Here is a 16,907-nt window from a genome sequence, read left to right on the forward strand (position 1 = left end):
GCGCCCAAGCGTCATTCTCCTGCAATGGATTGGCGCTAGTATCGACGGTAGTTTTCGTCGAAATTCCCGGTCGCTGCAGCGCAGCAAGCCGTATAGCGTGCTATAGTAGCGGGCTACGGTAAACGGTAATGATCATCGCCGCCTCCGACCATCACGCAACATTCACTGTTGAAAACACACATGTCAGACACCAAACGCGCGATTCGTAATATCGCAATCATCGCCCACGTTGACCACGGCAAGACCACCCTGGTGGACCAGCTGCTGCGCCAATCCGGCACTTTCCGTGAAAACCAGGCGGTGGACACCCGCGTGATGGACTCCGGCGACATCGAAAAAGAACGCGGTATCACGATTCTCTCGAAGAACTGCGCGGTCGAGTACGAAGGCACCCACATCAACATTGTCGACACCCCGGGCCACGCCGACTTCGGCGGCGAGGTCGAGCGCGTGCTGTCGATGGTCGACTCGGTGCTGCTGCTGGTCGATGCCCAGGAAGGCCCGATGCCGCAGACCCGCTTCGTGACCCGCAAGGCGCTGGCCCTGGGCCTCAAGCCGATCGTCGTGGTCAACAAGGTCGACCGTCCGGGCGCACGTCCGGACTGGGCGATCAACCAGACCTTCGAACTGTTCGACAAGCTGGGCGCCACCGACGAGCAGCTGGACTTCCCGATCGTCTACGCCTCGGGCCTGAACGGCTACGCCGGCCTGGACGAGAGCGTGCGCGACGGTGACATGAAGCCGCTGTTCGATGCCATCCTGAAATACGTGCCGGTGCGTGACGACAATCCGGACGGCCCGCTGCAGATGCAGATCACCTCGCTCGACTACTCCTCGTACGTCGGCAAGATCGGCATCGGCCGCATCAACCGCGGCCGCGTCAAGCCGGGCATGGACGTGCTGGTGCTGAACGGCCAGGACGACAAGAACCCGGTCAAGGGCCGCATCAACCAGGTGCTGAACTTCAAGGGCCTGGAGCGCGTGCAGGTGGAAGAAGCTGTCGCCGGCGACATCGTGCTGATCAACGGTATCGAAGACATCGGCATCGGTGTGACCGTGACCGCCGTCGATACCCCGGAAGCGCTGCCGATGCTGACCGTCGACGAGCCGACCCTGACCATGAACTTCATGGTCAACACCTCGCCGCTGGCCGGCCGCGAAGGCAAGTTCGTCACCAGCCGCCAGCTCCGCGACCGTCTCGAGCGCGAGCTGAAGGCGAACGTGGCCCTGCGCGTGCTGCCGACCGACGACGACACCATCTTCGAAGTCTCGGGCCGTGGCGAACTGCACCTGACCATTCTGCTGGAAAATATGCGTCGTGAAGGCTTCGAGCTGGCCGTGTCGCGTCCGCGCGTGGTCTTCAAGGAGATCGACGGCGTCAAGTGCGAGCCGTTCGAGAACCTGACCGTCGACGTGGAAGAAGTGAACCAGGGCGGCGTGATGGAAGAGCTGGGCCGCCGCCGTGGCGACCTGCAGAACATGGAATCGGACGGCAAGGGCCGTGTCCGTCTGGAATACCTGATCCCGGCCCGTGGCCTGATCGGCTTCCAGGGCGAATTCATGACCCTGACCCGCGGTACCGGCCTGATGAGCCACGTGTTCCACGAATACGCACCGGTCGACACCAGCAAGGGCGACCTCGCGGGCCGCCGTAACGGCGTGCTGATCTCGCAGGACGACGGCGCTGCCGTCGCCTACGCGATCTGGAAACTGCAGGACCGCGGCCGCATGTTCGTCGAGCACAACACCCCGGTGTACGAAGGCATGATCATCGGCATCCACTCGCGCGACAACGACCTGGTCGTCAACCCGATCAAGGGCAAGCAGCTGACCAACGTGCGTTCGTCGGGTACCGATGAAGCCGTGCGCCTGGTGCCGCCGATCCAGATGTCGCTGGAATACGCCGTCGAGTTCATCGAAGACGACGAACTGGTCGAGATCACCCCGAAGTCGATCCGCCTGCGCAAGCGCTTCCTGAAGGAACACGAGCGCAAGAAGGCGAGCCGCGAAGGCGCGTAATCGGCCTCCAGGCTGCTCCAAAAAACCCGCTGCTTGCAGCGGGTTTTTTTATTCCTCAGCGGCGGTTCGGTCCGTATTTGCCGTATACGGCCGCGCCTGGCTGACTTGGCAGCATCGTCCGTCATCTGGCGCACATAAGTGCGGATCTGGTCTCAATTTTGCATCTTGTTACAGTTCTTACCAGGTTTGCACTGGGCTCAGCCGGCAGGGTTTGCTATTGTGTCTACAACGCGATTCATTGTGAATTGCGAGCCAGATGAAGATTATTGAAGGGAGTTCGCATGAAGAAGCTGATGATTGCACTGATCGCCACCGCCGCTGTTGCCGGTACCGCCCAGGCCCAAACCAATGCCGGGCGCGGCTATGTCGGTGCCAGCGCCGTGACCGCCAAGAACAGCACCGTCGACGCGAATAAAGCCGACGCCAAGCTGTTCGCCGGTTACCAGTTCGACGAGCGCATGGGTGTCGAGGCCGGCTGGACCAACCACCACAAGACCGACTTCGCCAACGGCGGCGTGCGCGGCAACACCGAAGGCTACGGCACCTATGTCGCCGCCAAATACACCATGCCGGTGAACGAACAGGTGTCCGCCTACGGCAAGCTGGGGATCTCGCACAACGAGCGCAAGCTGAACACCAATGTGGGCAACTTCAAGCAGGACGACACCAGCGGCTACGCCGGCGTTGGCGTGGAGTACAAGCTGAACCAGACCACGGCACTGGTGGCGGAATATGAGCGCTACGGCAAGAGCAAGGACTTTGGCGCCCGTGCCAACGTGTGGAGCGCGGGCCTGAAGTACGGCTTCTAAACGCCTCAACAGCACGCAAGTCGTAAAAAAGCCCTCCGGCGCCTGGCGCCGGAGGGCTTTTTCATGAGCGGGACCGATCAGCGCAGTCCGAGCAGCGCCTGCACCCGTTCGCGGCTCACGCCGACCAGGGCCGAGGTAATCGCCAGCAGCGACTGGTAATCATGGCTGGCCGCGGTGGCCGCGAAATCGCCGCTGATGGCCGCCAGCTCCGCTTCCGGGGTGGCCGGCTGTTCGACACGCGCCATGGCCGCGCTCAATGCGGCGCTGGCCGCTTCCTGCGAACGGCGCACCCGGGCCAGGGCCTGCACCACTTCGCGCAGGCTCTGGCGCAGCGCGTCCGGGTTGCCGACATTCCACTGTTCCGGCGCGAGGCCGGCCGGGTCTTCGGCCACGTCGACACGGCCGCGGCCCGAGATCGCGATCGCATCCTTGATGCCGGCCCACTCGGATTCCGGCGCGCTGAACACCAGCTGCTGCTGCTTGTCCAGCGACACGCGGACTTTTACCGGCGACAGGGTGCGGTCGAGGCGGGCGGCGATCTCTTCCGGCGTCATGCCGGGTTCGATGGTGGCACTCAGCTGCGGGCCGCCGGCGCTGCCCACCGAGAAGGCATAGGTCTGCTGGCCGGCCGACTGCAGCGAGGCGAGGTCGAAGCCGCGGATCCGGAAGCGCGTCATGGCGGGCTGGCCGTCGCTGAAGTCCAGCTGGGCGTCGACGCCGCCGCCGGCCTGCTTGCGGCGTGATTCCAGCGCGGTGGCGAGCTGCTGGGACCTGGCTTCGATCTGGCGCGCCGGGTCGCCGCGGCCGGAGATCTTGGCGCTCAGGTCAGCCTTCAGGGCTTCGAGCTGGGAGGCGACGCGCGCCAGGTAGTCGAGTGCCTGCTGGGCCCGGGCAACGTCGCCCTGCGTGCGCGTATCCCACCTGAGGCCGCGCTGGAGCGGCGCAGCGGCAGGCGGCGGGGTAACGACACGGCTGTCCGGGTCGGCAGGCTTGATCGCGTTGGCGCGTGCCGCCGCGGCGGTCGAGGCCGCGGCGACGGAATTGTTGATCGGCGAGTTGGCCGGGTTGGCCGGACGGAGGGCAGCTTCCATGCTGGGTTATCGTATTACAACATCGAGAACAGGGACAGGGTGCCGATGCGGCTGTAGGCCTTGTAGGTGGCCTGCAGGGCAGTCGAATAGGCGTTGAGCGAGGTAGCCGCTTCGCCGACGTCGAGCGTGCCGATGTCGGTGATCGCCATCTTGTTCGACAGGCTGATGTTGGCGTGGTTGGCGTCCAGCGTCTTCATGATGTTTTGCGCACCGCCCAGGGTAGCCACCTTGCTGCTCAGCAGGTTGAGGGCGCCGTCGAAGCCGTCCAGGGTGCTGCTCAGCGTCGCACGCAGCGCCGGGTCGTTGGCCGACGCGGTCGGCGCCTTCAGGCCGACGATCGCCTGGTCGAGGCGGTTCAGCAGCTGTTCGATGCCTTCCAGGTTCTGGTTGGCCGGCTGGGTGATGCCGTTGCCGACCACGACCTGCTGCGAATTCGTGTTGCCGACGTAGGTGTAGCGCGAACCGAGCGGCGCCGCCGGATCGTAGGCGATCGGCGCGGTCCTGGTCAGGGTGCCCGAAAAATTGTAGTTGCCTTCCTGGTCGATCGAGTTGGCGCCATAGAACAGGCTTTCGCGCAGCGATTCGAGCGGGGACACCATGGCGTTCAGGTCTTGCGGCGCATTGCTGCCGTCGGAAGCCCAGACAAGCAGATCGCGTCCCGGAATGAGCTCGTCCGCCATGTTCTGCAGGATGCCCTCGGTCTTGGTCATGCGAATCTTGATCGAGGCAATATTGTCGCGGTACTGCTGCACCGTCGCTTCTTCGCGCGCCAGGCGTGCCAGGCGTACGCTGTCGACCGGGTCGTCCGACGGCACCATGATGCGCTTGTTGGATGCCAGCTGCTGCGTCAGGTGGGTGATGCGCTCCTGGTTGTTCTGGAGCGACTGGTTCATCGTCGATTGGTACTGGGAAGTAGCGATACGCATGGTGGTTCCTTTAGCCCATCATCGCCAGCGTGGCGTCGAAGAGCTGGTTGGCGATGGCAATGACTTTCATGTTCGCCTGATACATGTTCTGGTATTCGACGAGGTTGACCGCTTCCTCATCCTGGTTCACGCCGCTGGTCGACTGCCAGTCGTCCACCGACTGGGTGCGCACGGTCTGGGTGGTCTTCAGCGCAGCCTTGTTGAGCTGGCTGTCGACGCCGAGCTTGCCGACCAGCTGGGCGTCGGCATCGCTCAGCAGCACGGTGCCGATGCTCGTCACCGAGATCGACTGGCCCTTGATGGCGACCAGTTTCTGCAGGTTGCCGGTATCGCCCGGATTGCCGTCCGCGGAGAAAGCGAGGTCGGCCGCCTCGACGGTGCCGACCACCTTCAGCATGTCGGCGCCGCCGCCCGGAGTGAACACGAACAGGGCTTCGCCCGGTGTGGCCGTCAGCGGCGGGCCGGCGACGCCGTCGGCCTTGTAGCCGAGCACGAGCTGGGCATTGAGCTTGCTGGCGATCTGGTTCGCCATGTCGCCGATGCCGGTTTGCAGCGGCACCAGCTTTTCGGTTTCGTATTTCGCCAGGCCGCCCAGCTGGCCGCCGAGCTTGCCGGCGTCGAGCACATAGGTGGTGCCGGCGAAGCTCAGCGAGAATTCCTGTGGCGAGGTGGCGGTCGGCGCCGCCTTCAGGCTGCCGTGCATGCTGCCCAGCACCAGGGCCTGGCCGGTTTTCAGCGAGATGTCGCGGGTGCCGTCGCCGTTGTCCGAGATTTCCAGCGCCATCTTGCTGGCCAGCTCGTCGATGGCCTGGTCGCGCGCGTCGATCAGGCTGGAAGAGCTCAGGCCGCCGGCCTGCGCTTCGCTGATCTGCTGGTTCAGGCGCGCGATGGTGGCGATCTGGGCGTTGGCCGAATCGACGATCGCGCTGCGCTGGTTGCGCACCGACTGCAGCTGGGCGTTGAAGACGTTGTTCAGGCCATTGAAACGTTCCGCCATCAGGGCGGCCGAGGTCAGCACCTGCTGGCGCAGCGGGGTCGAACCGGGGTCGCCGGCCACCGCGTTGAGCGCGCCGAAGAACTGGTCGATGCCGGCCGACAGGCTGGCGGTCTCGTCGCCCATCACGTTTTCGAGCTGGCTCAGGTAGGGCTGGGTTTGCGAATAGGCGCCGAGGTCGGCGGCGGCGCGCCACATGGCCTGGCTTTTGTAGTTGTCCGAGAAGCGCAGCAGGGAAGACACCTGCACGCCATTGCCCGGCGAGCGCGGGTTGGCGTCCGGGCCGACCGCGCCGAGCAGGGCGGCCTGGCGGGTATAGCCCTTGGTCTGCAGGTTGGCGATATTGTGGCTGCTGGTGGTCAGCGCGACCTGGGCGGCAAGCGCGCCGGACAGGGCATTGTTGATGATGGCCATGGTACGGATTCTTCCTCGAGCGGGGTACACCTGATCAAGGCGACCGTTTATTGCATCTTATTAAGTCCTGCGCGTAAAGCTTTGCGCGTCAGGCCTTGTTGCCGGGTTTGGCGCCGGGGACGAGCTGGCGCAGGATGGCGTCGGCGATGCCGAAGGCGCGGTTGCCGGCCATGTTCCCGGCCAGCAGGTCGTCGGCCATGTCCTGCATGTCCTGGTTGACGCGGTTGTTGAACACGCTGTCCTCGGCGGCCATGGCGCGGGTCGAGGAACGCATTTCCTTCAGCATGTGCGAGATGAAGAAGCGCTCGAACTCGACGGCGGCCTTGGTGGCCTTGGCGACGTACACGGGGTCGGGCTGATCGGATGCTGGAACGACCGGGGCCTCGGCGCCGGTCGACAGCGGAATCGGCTGGTTCTGTTCGATCTTCATCAGATCACCACCAGTTCGCCTTCGATCGCGCCAGCCTGGTCAAGGGCCTGCAGGATCGCCATGATGTCGTCGGGCGAGGCGCCCAGGCTGTTGACCACGTCGATGATGCTCTGCAGCCTGGCGCCGGCCGGCCAGCGGAACATCTGGCCCGAGCCCTGGTCCACCGACAGCTTCGATTCCGGCGTCACCGCGGTCTGGCCGCGCGAGAACGGACCCGGCTGCGAGACGCGCGAGCTTTCCGAAATGATCACCTTGAGCGAACCGTGGGTGACGGCGGCCGCCTTCACGCGCAGGCCGTCGGCGATGACCACGGTGCCGGTGCGCGAGTTGAACACCACCTTCGGGATCTCGACGCCGGCTTCCACCGGCAGGTTGTTCAGCCTGGCCATGAAGGCCACGCGCTCGGTCGGATTGGTGGGCGCGACCACTTCGACGCTGGTACCGTCGGCGGTGGTGGCGATCGGGCCGTATTTGGCGTTGATCGCGTTGACCACGTTGGTGGCGGTCTCGAAGTGCGGCTGGCGCAGGCGCAGCATCACTTGCGGGCGGGTGGCGAAATCGGTGGCGATCTCGCGCTCGATCATGGCGCCGTTCGGGATGCGGCCGGTGGTCGGGGTATTCACCGTTACCGAGGAACCGCTTTTTCCGGTCGCGTTCAAGCCGCCGACCACCAGGTTGCCCTGGGCCAGCGCATAGACTTCGTTGTCGGCCGCGCGCAGCTGGGTGAGCAGCAGGGTGCCGCCGCGCAGGCTCTTGGCGTCGCCCAGCGAGGACACCGTGATGTCGATCGCCTGGCCGCGGCGGTAGCCGGGCGGGAACACGGCCGACACCATGACGGCGGCGACGTTCTTGTTCCTGGCGTCTTCGCCTTCCGGCAGGCGCACGCCGAACTGCTTGAGCATGTTGACCACCGACTGGCTGGCGTACTTGACCTGGGTCGAGTCGCCGCTGCCGTTCAGGCCGACCACCAGGCCGTAGCCGACCAGCGGGTTTTCACGCACGCCTTCGACGCTGACCAGGTTGCGCAGCGCCTGCGCGGCATTGGCGGCGCCGGGCAGGGCGGCGGCGCCGAGTACGGCGGCGCACAACATGATTCGAAAACCACGGGAAGCACTAAAATTTTGAATCATGTCGTCCTCAGAACGGCATCAGGGGGCTGTTGAAGAAACGGGTCAGCCAGCCCGGCTGGTTGGCATCGGCCAGCGCGCCCTTGCCCGAATAGGCGATGCGGGCGTTGGCCACGCGCAGCGAGGACACCTGGTTGTCGTTGTCGATGTCCTGGGCGCGGATGAAGCCTTTCAGGCGCACGAATTCCTCGCCCTGGTTCAGGGTCAGGTTCTTTTCGCCGGCCACGCGCAAGAGGCCGTTCGGCAGCACTTCCTGCACGATCACGGTCAGCGCGCCGGACAGGGCGTTCTGCTGGGTGCTGGTGGCGTTGCCCTGGAATTCACGCTCGGCCGACAGGTCGATCGCGGTCTTGCCGAAGGTCTTGCCCAGCGCCGCGATCGGCGACACGCCGGCCGAGGATTCCTTCGAGAAGCTGGTGCCGGCGCGCTTGCTGGCCTGGGTGGTTTCTTGCAGGATCACCGTGACCGCGTCGCCCACGCGGTAGGCGCGGCTGTCCGAGGTCAGCGACACGGCTTCCCCCGTGAACACGCCGCCCGAGACGCCGCGCGACGCCGTGCGTGCCATCGGCACGAAATCGTCGTCGTCGTTCATGGCCTGGCGCGGCGGCGCGGAGGCGCAGCCGGTCAGCAGACTTGTCAACAGCGTGGCGCACAGCGCCGCGGTAAGGAATTTCATTATTTAGCGTGCAGCCTGTGCCAGGTACTGGAGCATGTTGTCGGCGGCCGACAGCACCTTGGTGTTCATCTCGTAGGTGCGCTGGGCGGCGATCATGTCGACCATCTCTTCGACCACCTGCACGTTCGAGCCTTCCAGCGCGCCCTGTTTCAGCTTGCCGAAAGCGCCGTCGCCCGGACGGCCTTCGTTGGCGGTGCCCGAGGCGCCGGTTTCCTGGAACAGGTTCTCGCCCAGGGCCAGCAGGCCGGCCGGGTTGACGAAGCTGGTCAGGGTCAGCTGGCCCAGTTCCTGCGGGGTAGTGGAGCCGGCCACGGTGGCCGAGACCATGCCGTTCTCGCCGATGGTGATGGCGGTGGCGTTCTGCGGCACGGTGATCTGCGGCACCAGCGGCAGGCCCTGGGCATTGGTCAGCGTGCCGTTGGCATCGACCTGCAGCTGGCCGGCGCGGGTGAAGGCCGGTTCGCCGTTCGGGCGGCGCACCTGCAGGAAGCCGGCGCCGTTGATGGCGACGTCGAGCGGCTGGCTGGTGGTCTGCATGCTGCCGTTGGTGAAGACCTTCTGGGTGCCGACGATGCGGGTGCCGTTACCGAGCTGGACGCCGTTGGAGACGGTGTTGTCCGCGCTCTGGGCGCCCGGCTGGGCGTCGACCTGGTAGAACAGGTCTTCGAACACGACGCGGTCGCGCTTGAAGCCGACAGTGTTGACGTTGGCCAGGTTGTTGGCGATCGCCTGCAGCTTGGCATCCTGTGCCTGCACGCCGGTCTTGCTGATCCACATTGCTGGATTCATGTTTGCTCCTTAAATATGGTGATGGCGTGCTTAAGCGCCAATGAGGCGGTTGCCCACTTCGTTCATGCTGTCGCTGGCCTTGAACAGCTTCATCTGCATCTCGAAGCTGCGGTTCAGGCTCATCACGGCGACCATCTCTTCCACGGCCGACACGTTGCTGCCTTCGAGGGCGCGGCCGCGCACGGTGACGTTCGGGTCCGCTTCGAGCGGTTCGCCCTGGCGCGAGACGATCAGGCCCGCTTCGTTCTTGGTCAGTTCCGCGCCTTCGGCATTCACCAGGCGCAGCTTGTCGACCGCCTGCATCAGGGTGGCGCCCTCGGTCAGCACCGAGATGGTGCCGTCGGTGCCGATCTCGACCGCCTGGTGCGGCGGCAGCACGATCGGGCCGCCTTCGCCCATCAGCGGGTGGCCGTTGACCGACAGGTTGCCCTCGGCGTCGATGTCGATCGCGCCTGCACGGGTGTAGGCTTCGCCCTCGCCGTACTGGACCGCCAGGTAACCGTTGCCGTTGATGGCGACGTCGAGCGGGCGGCCGGTTTCGCGCACCGCGCCGGCGCGGGTCGAGATGGTGTCGGCATCGACCTTCGACAGGTGCATGCTGTCGTAGCCGTAGCCCTGCTGCATCGCCTGGGTCGCGGCCACTTCGAGATTGGCGCGGAAGCCCGCGGTCTCGATGTTGGCCAGGTTGTTGGCGCGCACCTGCTGCGCACGCAGGGTGCGCTCGGCGCCGCTGACGGCAGTGAAGATCAGCTTGTCCATGGATTAGAGTGCCTGCATCAGGGCCTGCATCATCTGGTTCTCGGCGGTGATCACCTTCGAGTTGGCCTGGTAGTTGCGCTGCGAGGTCATCAGGCCGACCAGTTCCGAGGTGATGTCCACGTTCGAGCCTTCCAGGGTGCCCTTGGACAGCTTGCCGGCCAGGCCGATGCCCGGGGTGCTGTACAGCGGCGCGCCGGAGCCGTTGTTGGCGGCCCAGCTGGTGTCGCTGGTCTGGACCAGGCTGCCTTCGTCCGGGAAGGTGGCGATCGCCAGGGTGCCGACGACCTGCTGCTGTTCGTTGCTGTACTTGGCCACGATCGAACCGTCTTCGGCCAGTTCCACGCCCACGAAGGCGCCCGAGGCATAGCCGTCGCTGCGGTTGGTGGTGGTGGTGGCTTCGCCGGCGAACTGGGTGGTGCCGGTGTAGTCGACGGTGAAGCTCAGGGTGCTGGCGCCCGGCGCCGGCACGGTCAGGGGCACGCTCCTGGTGGCCGGCGGCAGGTTGCCCTTGGTATCGAAGGTAAGGGTGGTGAACTCCGTGACCGGCGCGGCGCCGTCGAAGGCGTAGCGGACGGTGACGGTGTTCTCCGGGGCTGCGGCCTTGACGAAATACTGCGATACGGTGTGCTGGTTGCCGAGCGAATCGAACAGCACAGATTGCTTGACCATGTTGTAGCTGGTCGCGTCGGCCGGGTCGAAGGTGGTGGTGGTCGGCACTTTCCAGTCCGACGACAGGTTGCCCACGTAGGCGACGCCGGTGCTGGCCTTGGCCGCGATCTGGCCGGTCGGGATCTTGATGTCGCCCATCATGCCGAGCACGCCGCCCACGCTCGGGCCATAGCCCTGCACGTTGCGGCCGGCGGCGTCGACCAGGTAGCCGTCCTTGTTGGCGTTGAAGATGCCGACGCGGGTGTACTGCATCACGCCCTGGGCGTCGCGGCTGGTGAAGAAGCCGCGGCCCTGGATCGCGGCGTCGAGGCCGCGGCCGGTGGTCTGCAGGCTGCCGTTCTGGCTGATGTTCTGGGTCAGCGAACCGATCTCGACGCCATTCGCCTGCTCGCCGGCGTACACCGACGCGAAGTTGGCGCGGCTGCTCTTGAAGCCGTAGGTGCCGGCGTTGGCGATGTTGTTCGAAACGGCTTCCAGCTGCTCGTTGATGGCCTGGATGCCGGACAGTGCGATGTTGAAGCTCATGGAGTTTCCTTTCAGTGTTCGGTAGAGGCGAGGGCAGCAGTAGCCTTGCCGTTGAAGCCAGTGACGGCCGATGGGTCGATTTCGCCGATGCCGGCGACCTGCAGCAGGATGCCGCCGGTGGCCGACATGCGCACGCTGTCGAGGCGGCCGGTGACTTCGACCGCGGGTTTGGTGCCGTCCGATGCTTCGGCGCTGATGCTGTAGTTACCCGGCGCCAGGCCGAGCTTGGCCGGGTCGATCGAGAAGGGCAGGCTGCCGGCGCCATGCGCGGGCAGGCTGACGCGGGTCTGCTTGCCGTCGACGGCGGTCAGGACCAGGTTGGTCACGCTGCTGGCCCCGCCCAGCTGGACGCTGCCCGAGACCTTGTCGCCGTCCAGGCGCACGCGGCTGGTCTCGACCGAGACTTCGCTGCCGACCTGGGCGCCCATGGCCAGCACCTGCAGGCTTTGCAGCACGCTGGCGCTGGCGCTGGTGGTCTGGGCCAGCTGCTGCAGTGCTTCGGTCTGCGACAGCTGCGAGAGCTGGTTCACGAACTGGCTCGGGTCCGAAGGCGCGAGCGGGTCCTGGTTGCGGATCTGGGCGACCAGCAGCTTGGTGAACATGTCCTTGTTCTCGCTGGTGGTCACGCCGGTTGCGATCTTGTCGCTGGCCGGCGTGGTCGATGCCGGGAAGCCGAAGGAATTGTTGGTGCCGGTGGTGGTGGTCATCCCGCTCAGCCTTCGCCCATCTTCAGCAGGGAAGCCTGCATGCTCTTGATGCGGCCCATCACCTCGACATTGGTCTCGAAGGCGCGCGATGCGGCCATCATGTCGGCCATCTCGGCGACTTCGTTGACGTTGGCGTAGTAGACCATGCCGTCGGCGTCGGCCACCGGATTGTCCGGTTCGTACATCTTGCGCAGCGGCTCGGCCGACTGGACCACGTCCAGCACCTGCACCTGGGCGGCGCCGTCCTCGCCCATGATGGAGGCGAACACCGGCTTGCGCGCGCGATAGCCTTCGGTTTCCGAGCCCGACACGGCATTGGCGTTGGCCAGGTTGCTGGCAATCGTGTTCATGCGCACGGTCTGGGCCGCCATGGCCGAACCGGCGATATTGGAGATGTCCTTGAAACCCATGTTCGGTGTCCTCTTACTGGCCGTTGATGGCTTTGGCCAGGCCCTTCAGCTTCATGTTGATGAAGGTGAGGCTGGTCTGGAAATCGGAAGCGTTCTGCGAGAACGCGGCCTGCTCGACGCCGATCTCGACGGTGTTGCCGTCGGCGCTCGGGTGGTAGGGCACGCGGTACAGCGGACCGTCGGAGGACAGGGTCGGCTCGCCCGCCTCGGCATCGATCTGCTCCTGCAGGGCGGACGCAAAGTCGATGTCGCGCGCGGTGTAACCCGGCGTGCTCTCGTTGGCGATATTGGCCGCGAGCACGCGGGTGCGCTCGGCGCGCACCTGCAGCGCGTCGGCGTGCACGCCGAGGGCTTCCTTGAAATTAATCGTCATGGCGATCCTCTGTCGGTTTTATTTCCGCTTGTTTCGGTAAAATGAAATTTTTACGGCCTCTATTTAACAATGATTGCTTTCCGTACGGCAACCATCGGCATTGTAACCTGTCTTTTGTGCGCCACAATCGACGCCGCGCAACCTATTTCTTTAGCAGTAGAGCAAGAGGCGCGTGGACAAATTGACAAACAACTGCTAAGCAGCGGCTTGTCAGAACCACAAGTCGAGCTCAATGTCGTCAGTGCCCGTCCAGCCCCGCCCTGCAGTGCCCCGGTCGAAATCGAGGCCACCGATACCCGCCAGTACAGCCGCATGCGCTTCGTGGTGCGCTGCCCGGATCCGAAAGGCTGGCGCCACGATTTCATCGTGCGCGCCCGCGTCAGCGCCCAGGTTGCCGTCACCGCCATGCCGCTCAGGGCCGGTGAAGTGCTGGGCATTGACCACGTCACGCTCGAGCGCCGCGACGTCACCCTGATCGGCGACGCCATCGGCGCCCCGGAAGCTGCCATCGGCCAGACCAGCCGCCGCAGCCTGCGCGCCGGCGAAGTGCTGCGCGCCAACCAGCTGGTGGCGCCCCAGGTGGTCAAGCGCGGCGACCAGGTCTTGATGGTGGCGCGCCACGAAGGCATCGAGGTGAGCATGGCGGGCGAGGCGCTGGACGCCGGCGCGCAGGGCGCCGTGGTCCGGGTGCGCAACACGGCCAGCGGCCAGGTGGTGCGCATGCGCGTGGCCGGCGCCGGCACCGTCGAACCGGTCGACATGCCTGCCGGCGTCAGCCGTCGGCCTTAGAGCGCCTAAGGCTCTTAACCGCCGCTCCCTTGCAGTTTGGTGGCCAGGCGTTCCAGCTTGGCCGCATAGGCCGGATCGGTCGCATAGCCGCCGCGCGCCAGGCCCTGGGCAAAGGCGCGCGCGTCGCCGCCGACGCCCAGCGCCCCCTTGTAGCGCGGATTATCGACCAGCATCTGGGCATAGTCGCGGAAGGCCGCGCCCGCATCCGGGTAGGAGCGGAAGCGCTCGCGCGTCCTGATCGCTGCGCCGCCCACGTATTCGGTGGTGGCCGATTCGTTCACGGCGCCCTGCCAGCCGCCGCCGGCCTTGATGCCGAACAGGTTGTGGGTCGACTCGCCCTTGCTGTTCCTTAGCGGACGCTGGCCCCAGCCCGATTCCAGCGCGGCATGGGCCGACACCAGTTCCGGCGCCACGCCCAACTGCTGCGCGGCCTGCTGGGCCCAGGGCGCGATACTTTCCAGGAAGGCCCGCTGTTCCGGCGTGCCGGCGGCATTCGCACCAATCACGCCGTCGGGGCCGTCGACCGCGTCCTCGCCACCCATCAGGCCGGCCGCACGGGCGCGCCAGATGGCGCCTTCGGCATTCAGGCTGGCCGCGCCGACCGCTTCGCCGGCGTCGCCATGCTGGATATAGGCGGCGACTTCTCCCTGTACTTCACTGAACATGCGGCCGAAGCCGGCGCCGCTGCCGCCATCCATGCCCGCGGTCGGTCGGGTGGCGGCGGTCGCCGCGGTCGGCTGCATCGACGGCATCGAGAAATCAGCGTGGCGCATAGGTGTCATCCTCGCCGTGCAGCACGCGCTGCATCACGCTGTACTGTTCCGCCAGCAGGCCGCCGTTGCGGGCGGTGGCCGCCTTGCAGGCCTGTACGGTGCTTTCCAGGTTGGCCCAGGCCGCGGCCAGGGCGCCTTGCGCGGGTTGCGCCAGGCCGGCGATGAAGTCCGCCATGCTCGCGCCTTCGCCCAGCAGGGCGCGCACCAGCGACACGCGCTGCTGGCGCCGCGCTTCCATGGCGTCGAGCAGGGGCGTGAGCTGTTCGGCGAGGAGATTGAGCTCGCTGCTGCGGTGGCGCAGCGCGGCCTCGAACTGGCGTTCCAGCAGGGCCAGCACTTCGGCGCTGTCGCGCACGTCGGCCTGCACGCCGTCGGCAAGCAGCAGGTTGGCCTGCTGGCGAGTCATTCTGCTCATCCGCGGCCTCCGCCGTGGAAGCGCTGGATCAGGCCGGCCAGGCGGCCCGGATCGAAGGGCAGCTCGCCCTTGGCCAGGGCGTCGCGCAGCTCGGCCACGCGGGCGGCGTCGAAATCGGGCATCGCGCGCAGTGCCTCTGCGGCCGGCTGCAGCACCTCGGATTGGAGGGCAGGGGCGGCGGCGCGTGCGCTCGCCGCCGTGGCCGGCGCCTCGGCAGGCGCCGCGACCGTGATGGGCTGGGCGCCGATGTTCACGGTGGAGGTGATCGTGCCGGAGATTTTCATGCGGGGTCCTCGGGTTTTCGATTGTATGCTCATGTGCTGGCCCTCATTTCGGCAACTGGCCGCGCAGCTTTTCCAGGGCTGCCGCGTCGGGCATCTCGATCGACGCTTCCTTCCCCAGCGGGATGGTGGCGCCGGGCTTGCCGAACATGCTGGACACCAGGCGCGATTGCGTGCTGGTCAGGATCAGCAGTTCGATGCGGCGGTTCACGCTCGCCAGCGGCTTCTCGGCGTCGATCGGGCCGCGGTCGGCCATGCCGACCACCTGCAGCACGCTCGCGCTGCGCATGCCGCCGCCAAGCAGCTCGGCCCTGGCCGACAGCGCGCGGTCGGTCGACAGCGCCCAGTTCGAGTAGCCGCCCTTGTCGGGGCCGGCGAAACGCGAGGAGTCGGTGTGGCCGACGATCAGCATCTGGTTTTCCATCTGCGCGAACAGCGGGCCCATCTTGCGCAGGAGCTTGACGAAGCGGCCGGTGGGCAGGGCGCTGCCGCGCATGAACATGCCCTGGTTGTCGGTATCGTGCAGCATCACGCGCAGGCCGTAGGGCGTCACCACGGCGTCGAGGTTGGCGGCGAGGCCGGCTTCCCGGCTCATCTCGCCCAGCGCCTTCGACAGGGCCGCCAGTTCGGACGGCGACTCGTAGGCCACGCGCGGCTGGCTCGGCGCGCCCGGGTCATTGCTGCCCTTGCCGCCGGCGGTCGGCAGCTGGAAGCGCTCGATCATGCTGCCGCTCGGCTCGGCCGCGATGGCCGGCTTGTGGCCCATGCCCTCGAGCATACCGCTGTCGGTGGCGTCGCGCACGATTTTCTTGAGGTTCTGTTGTTCCCGCGAGGCAATCAGCCACAAGACGAGAAAGAGTGCCATCAAGGCCAGGCAGAAGTCGGCAAAGGCGACCTTCCAGGCGCCGCCGTGCTCGTCGTGGGCATGCTTGCCGCCACCGCGCTTGACGATGGTGGCTTCGTGCTTGTCGTTTTTGGAAGAAGGACCGGCCACGATCAACCCGCCATGCGATCGGTGCCGCGGCGCCGCTTGTTCTGCGACTCATCCTCGCCGCCCATGGCATTGATCCACTGTTCGAGCTGGGCAAAGCTGGGCTTGGTGTTCAACTGGATCAGGCGGCGCCCGGCGTCGATTGCCAGCAGGGCCGGCTTGCCGGCCACGTGGGTGCACAGCACCACCTTCACGGTCTCCATGGTCGAGGCTTCCGAATTAACCGACTGCTTCATCAGGTTGGCCATCGGCTCGAGCAGGCCGTAGCAGGCGAAGATGCCGATGAAGGTGCCGACCATGGCCGCGCCGATCTTCTCGGCGATCTCGCCCGAATCGGCGCCGCCCGACACCGAGAACATCGCCATCACGATGCCCAGCACCGCGGCCAGGATGCCGAAGCCCGGCATCGCTTCCGCAATCTTCTGGAGCGACTTGGCCGGTTGGGTCAGTTCTTCATGGATGGCTTCCAGTTCCTGTTCCAGCACGCCTTCCAGTTCGTGGGCGTTGATCTTGCCCATGGCCATCAGGCGGAAGTTGTCGACGATGAAAGCCAGCAGCTTCGGCTCTTCCAGGATGCGCGGATAGCGCTGGAACAGCGGGCTCTCGCTGGGGGCCTCGACGTGGGCGTCGAGCGCCTTCAGGCCGCCGGCGGCGGTCTGTAGCAGTTCGTACATCAGCAGCAGCAGCTGGCGCTGGAATTCCGAATCGTGCTTCTTGCGCGCCGCAACCTTCTTGAGCTGGTGCGCCATCTCGCCCAGCACGTGCTTCGGATTGCCGAGCACCAGCGCGCCGAACGCGGCGCCGCCGATGATCAGGAGTTCGATCGGATGGAAGATCGAAGCGAAGGTGCCGCCCATCAGGGTGAATCCCCCGAACACCGCGCCGAGCACGATTGCTAAACCGAGTAGTTGCTGCATGGCTTGCTGCCTTTCTTGTTACT

General features: G+C 66.0%; 20 protein-coding genes. 3 read left to right on the forward strand and 17 right to left on the reverse strand.

Annotation, left to right across the window (positions count from 1 at the left end):
- The first annotated feature begins 180 nt into the window (after positions 1–180).
- The gene (gene typA, locus YWC_RS0119645) at positions 181–2,019 is read left to right on the forward strand and encodes a translational GTPase TypA (RefSeq protein ID WP_027866922.1); all 1,839 of its coding nucleotides are present in this window, start codon (positions 181–183) and stop codon (positions 2,017–2,019) included.
- Positions 2,020–2,300: 281 nt separating this feature from the next.
- Positions 2,301–2,828, forward strand: coding sequence for a porin family protein (locus YWC_RS0119650; protein WP_027866923.1), 528 nt, complete (start codon positions 2,301–2,303; stop codon positions 2,826–2,828).
- Positions 2,829–2,905: 77 nt separating this feature from the next.
- On the opposite strand, the gene YWC_RS0119655 is transcribed toward YWC_RS0119650, so the two are convergent.
- The 12 genes from YWC_RS0119655 to flgB all read right to left on the reverse strand — a co-directional run bounded on the left by YWC_RS0119655 (position 2,906) and on the right by flgB (position 12,718).
- Positions 2,906–3,919 carry a hypothetical protein gene (locus YWC_RS0119655; RefSeq protein ID WP_027866924.1) on the reverse strand — a complete coding sequence of 338 codons (1,014 nt, stop codon included), beginning with the start codon at positions 3,917–3,919 and terminating at the stop codon, positions 2,906–2,908.
- Between the two features lie 14 nt (positions 3,920–3,933).
- Complete coding sequence (flgL, locus tag YWC_RS0119660; protein ID WP_027866925.1) at positions 3,934–4,845, reverse strand: flagellar hook-associated protein FlgL; 912 nt, start codon at positions 4,843–4,845, stop codon at positions 3,934–3,936.
- 10 nt (positions 4,846–4,855) lie between these two features.
- On the reverse strand, positions 4,856–6,253 hold the full coding sequence (gene flgK / locus YWC_RS0119665; RefSeq protein WP_027866926.1) for a flagellar hook-associated protein FlgK: 1,398 nt from the start codon (positions 6,251–6,253) through the stop codon (positions 4,856–4,858).
- 88 nt (positions 6,254–6,341) lie between these two features.
- Entirely contained in the window at positions 6,342–6,683 is a 342-nt protein-coding gene (locus YWC_RS0119670) for a rod-binding protein (RefSeq protein WP_027866927.1), read from the reverse strand.
- Positions 6,683–7,774: a flagellar basal body P-ring protein FlgI gene (locus tag YWC_RS0119675; protein WP_036215108.1), complete on the reverse strand. Its 1,092-nt coding sequence runs from the start codon at positions 7,772–7,774 to the stop codon at positions 6,683–6,685. The genes YWC_RS0119670 and YWC_RS0119675 overlap by 1 nt, the downstream gene beginning before the upstream one ends.
- Before the next feature lie 46 nt (positions 7,775–7,820).
- Positions 7,821–8,486: a flagellar basal body L-ring protein FlgH gene (flgH, locus tag YWC_RS0119680; RefSeq protein ID WP_027866929.1), complete on the reverse strand. Its 666-nt coding sequence runs from the start codon at positions 8,484–8,486 to the stop codon at positions 7,821–7,823.
- A gap of 3 nt (positions 8,487–8,489) precedes the next feature.
- Entirely contained in the window at positions 8,490–9,275 is a 786-nt protein-coding gene (flgG, locus tag YWC_RS0119685) for a flagellar basal-body rod protein FlgG (protein WP_027866930.1), read from the reverse strand.
- A gap of 30 nt (positions 9,276–9,305) precedes the next feature.
- On the reverse strand, positions 9,306–10,034 hold the full coding sequence (locus YWC_RS0119690; protein WP_027866931.1) for a flagellar basal body rod protein FlgF: 729 nt from the start codon (positions 10,032–10,034) through the stop codon (positions 9,306–9,308).
- Between the two features lie 3 nt (positions 10,035–10,037).
- On the reverse strand, positions 10,038–11,228 hold the full coding sequence (locus YWC_RS0119695; protein ID WP_027866932.1) for a flagellar hook protein FlgE: 1,191 nt from the start codon (positions 11,226–11,228) through the stop codon (positions 10,038–10,040).
- An 11-nt stretch (positions 11,229–11,239) separates the two neighbouring features.
- A complete protein-coding gene (locus tag YWC_RS0119700) occupies positions 11,240–11,935 on the reverse strand; it encodes a flagellar hook capping FlgD N-terminal domain-containing protein (RefSeq protein ID WP_027866933.1) in 696 nt (231 codons plus the stop codon).
- Positions 11,936–11,940: 5 nt separating this feature from the next.
- Complete coding sequence (gene flgC, locus YWC_RS0119705; RefSeq protein WP_027866934.1) at positions 11,941–12,345, reverse strand: flagellar basal body rod protein FlgC; 405 nt, start codon at positions 12,343–12,345, stop codon at positions 11,941–11,943.
- Positions 12,346–12,358: 13 nt separating this feature from the next.
- Entirely contained in the window at positions 12,359–12,718 is a 360-nt protein-coding gene (gene flgB / locus YWC_RS0119710) for a flagellar basal body rod protein FlgB (RefSeq protein WP_027866935.1), read from the reverse strand.
- Between the two features lie 207 nt (positions 12,719–12,925).
- On the opposite strand from flgB, the gene flgA reads away from it, so the two are divergent.
- Positions 12,926–13,507, forward strand: a complete 582-nt coding sequence (gene flgA / locus YWC_RS0119715; RefSeq protein ID WP_229413145.1) for a flagellar basal body P-ring formation chaperone FlgA — start codon at positions 12,926–12,928, stop codon at positions 13,505–13,507.
- 14 nt (positions 13,508–13,521) lie between these two features.
- On the opposite strand, the gene YWC_RS0119720 is transcribed toward flgA, so the two are convergent.
- The 5 genes from YWC_RS0119720 to motA are packed head-to-tail and all read right to left on the reverse strand — an operon-like array spanning position 13,522 to position 16,884.
- Complete coding sequence (locus YWC_RS0119720) at positions 13,522–14,280, reverse strand: glycoside hydrolase family 73 protein (RefSeq protein WP_027866937.1); 759 nt, start codon at positions 14,278–14,280, stop codon at positions 13,522–13,524.
- Positions 14,267–14,695 carry a flagellar export chaperone FlgN gene (flgN, locus tag YWC_RS0119725; protein WP_027866938.1) on the reverse strand — a complete coding sequence of 143 codons (429 nt, stop codon included), beginning with the start codon at positions 14,693–14,695 and terminating at the stop codon, positions 14,267–14,269. The genes YWC_RS0119720 and flgN overlap by 14 nt, the downstream gene beginning before the upstream one ends.
- Positions 14,692–14,979, reverse strand: a complete 288-nt coding sequence (gene flgM, locus YWC_RS0119730) for a flagellar biosynthesis anti-sigma factor FlgM (RefSeq protein ID WP_036215116.1) — start codon at positions 14,977–14,979, stop codon at positions 14,692–14,694. The genes flgN and flgM overlap by 4 nt, the downstream gene beginning before the upstream one ends.
- A 43-nt stretch (positions 14,980–15,022) precedes the next feature.
- Positions 15,023–15,970 (reverse strand): flagellar motor protein MotB, encoded by a 948-nt coding sequence (locus YWC_RS0119735; RefSeq protein ID WP_027866940.1) that lies wholly within the window; start codon positions 15,968–15,970, stop codon positions 15,023–15,025.
- 2 nt (positions 15,971–15,972) lie between these two features.
- The gene (gene motA, locus YWC_RS0119740; RefSeq protein ID WP_027866941.1) at positions 15,973–16,884 is read right to left on the reverse strand and encodes a flagellar motor stator protein MotA; all 912 of its coding nucleotides are present in this window, start codon (positions 16,882–16,884) and stop codon (positions 15,973–15,975) included.
- Positions 16,885–16,907: the final 23 nt, after the last annotated feature.

The sequence above is a fragment of the Massilia alkalitolerans DSM 17462 genome (genome assembly GCF_000427785.1).
Classification (GTDB): Bacteria; Pseudomonadota; Gammaproteobacteria; order Burkholderiales; family Burkholderiaceae_D; genus Telluria; species Telluria alkalitolerans.